Genomic DNA, 2229 nt, shown 5'->3' on the forward strand with positions numbered 1-2229 from the left:
CACCCCGGCGAACAACAAAATCCGCCTCGACGACGAGCGCGGAAAAGAGCATATCAAGGTCAGCACGGAGTACGGCGGCAAGAGCCAGCTGAATCTCGGCCACCTGGTCGACAGCGAAAAACAGCAGCGCGGCGAGGGTTTTGAGCTCAGAACCGACAGCTGGGGCGCCATCCGGGCGCAGAAAGGGATTTTTATCAGTGCTGACGGCCAGGCGAAAGCACAGGGCCAGGTACTGGAGATGCAGCCGGCGGTCAGCAATCTCGGCGAAGCCCGGGAGCAGATGACATCCATCTCCGGTGATGCGCAGAAGGCGACCGCGAACCCGGCCGATCTTCAGGCGCAAATCACCCTGCTGGAACAGCAACTGACGGATCTTAAAAAATCGGTGCTGTTGATGAGCGCACCGGACGGTGTGGCGCTGACCAGCGGCCAACACCTGCAGGTATCGGCCGGGCAGAACCTGATTGCCACCGCCGGTAAAAATGCGGACGTCAGCGTGGTGAAAAATCTGTTTATCGGGGTGGGCAATGCCCTGAGCGTGTTTGTGCGCAAGCTGGGGATCAGGCTTATCGCGAACCAGGGGCCGGTGCAGGTACAGGCGCAGAATGATCTGATGGCATTACTGGCACGAAAAGAAATCAGCATCGTCAGCACGGAAGATGAAATCCAGATCCTTGCGAAGAAGAAGATCACGCTGAACGGCGGCGGGAGCTATATCACGCTGGATGCGAATGCGATTGAGGCGGCGACGCTCGGGGATTACCGGACACGGGCAGGATTTTATGATCGTCAGCAGAAGGCAAATAAACCAGAAGATTTTCCGAGTGTTGCTCCGGTAGTAGCAGAGCCTGCCAGCTCCGGTAACAACCAGCAAGAAAAAACAGACAAAGATGAAGATGTCCCGGGTGCTGGTCCTGCTGGTCCGGAAGCAACAGCGCCAGCCAGTTATTTCCTTTTTTCCTGACACGGAGTCATAACATGATTATCAGCCCACCGTTTCTGAGAAACAGAACTGCATCCCAGACTGATGCCGACTGGACTGGCGCAATGATGCCGGTAAATACAGACCAGGGGTTCCCGTTGAACGGAGCAGAATCCTGGCATGGGGGTGTTCACATTACACATACAGACGAAGGAAATTCTCCTGAAAAAATACGGGCAATTGCTGATGGCGTGGTGGTTTCTTTCCGCCAGCCATCATCGTCTAAAGATGCAGAACCACTCAATTATCTCGGACCGACAGATGATGGCTATGTGTTGCTGAAGCATGAAACGGAGATAGGAAGCGGGGAAGACGGGAAGGTCGTATTCTATTCACTGTATATGCATATGAAATTTCTGGAGGCAGAAATCAAACAGGATGCAAAAATATACCGTAAAGCCCCCCTGGGCTCTTCAGGAATGTGCAGTGGTCAGAATGAATTCCATTTCCAGATTTTTTGTGATGACGACAATATCAGCAAGCTGGCGGGCAGAACGACCCGTGAACTGGATGTGTCGAAAGATGGCCGAACCGATGCAGTTTACGGCGATATTCACTTTTATCTTCCGGCCGGAACGAAGTTTTATGACAAGGCACCCGCAGATAACAGTACTTCCATAACCGGTCTTTCGGAGTTGTATACCAGCAGTGCGCCGCTGTATGTCAGTATGACTCTGGCACAAGGCAGCTGCACGATGGTGACCCGCCAGAAAAATACACAGACTGACGGGAAGTATGATCTGCTGGGCGACCCTCTGGTGAATGCTGACGGTGAAGACTACGAATATAATCTTTATAAAACCGCGATGCGGAATTATATGGAAAGCCCCAGCGCGGGGTTTGAACTGCTTCGTTTTGGCCGGGTGATCAATACGGAGCATGAAACGCTGGCACCGGCAGATGCGCCATTATGGATGACCGTGAATTACCCGGGTGGCAAAGGGATGGTTAATCTCGCTGACGCGAACATCAAAAAGTTCAGTGACGCTGATTTTCCTCACTGGACGGGCTGGCAGCTGGTCGATGACGATGCTGACAGTAACAGTCAGTGTAGCTCGGCCATAATCAGGAAGCTGCAGGAGGAAGGTGAGTACAATAATCAGTGTGGAAAGTTAATCTGTCATTTCCCGTTCGAATGGGAAAAAAGTACGATCGACACCCGTTTTTCATGGCTGAAAACGGGGGATGATAAGCGTGCTCCGATGACGGAAGCAGATTATGCAAAATTTAAAGCTCATGCAGAAGCG

Annotated in this window: 1 protein-coding gene and 1 pseudogene; both read left to right on the top strand. The window is 52.4% G+C overall.

Going from position 1 to position 2229, the window contains the following annotated elements:
* Positions 1–964: DUF2345 domain-containing protein (locus ACOTX3_RS25895; protein WP_252020808.1), on the top strand; the 964-nt coding region annotated here is incomplete at its 5' end.
* Positions 965–978: 14 nt separating this feature from the next.
* Positions 979–2229, top strand: a pseudogene (locus ACOTX3_RS25900) (M23 family peptidase); the annotation flags it as partial.

The organism is Enterobacter cloacae complex sp. IR5384 (genome assembly GCF_049237265.1).
In the GTDB taxonomy this organism is placed as follows: domain Bacteria; phylum Pseudomonadota; class Gammaproteobacteria; order Enterobacterales; family Enterobacteriaceae; genus Enterobacter; species Enterobacter cloacae.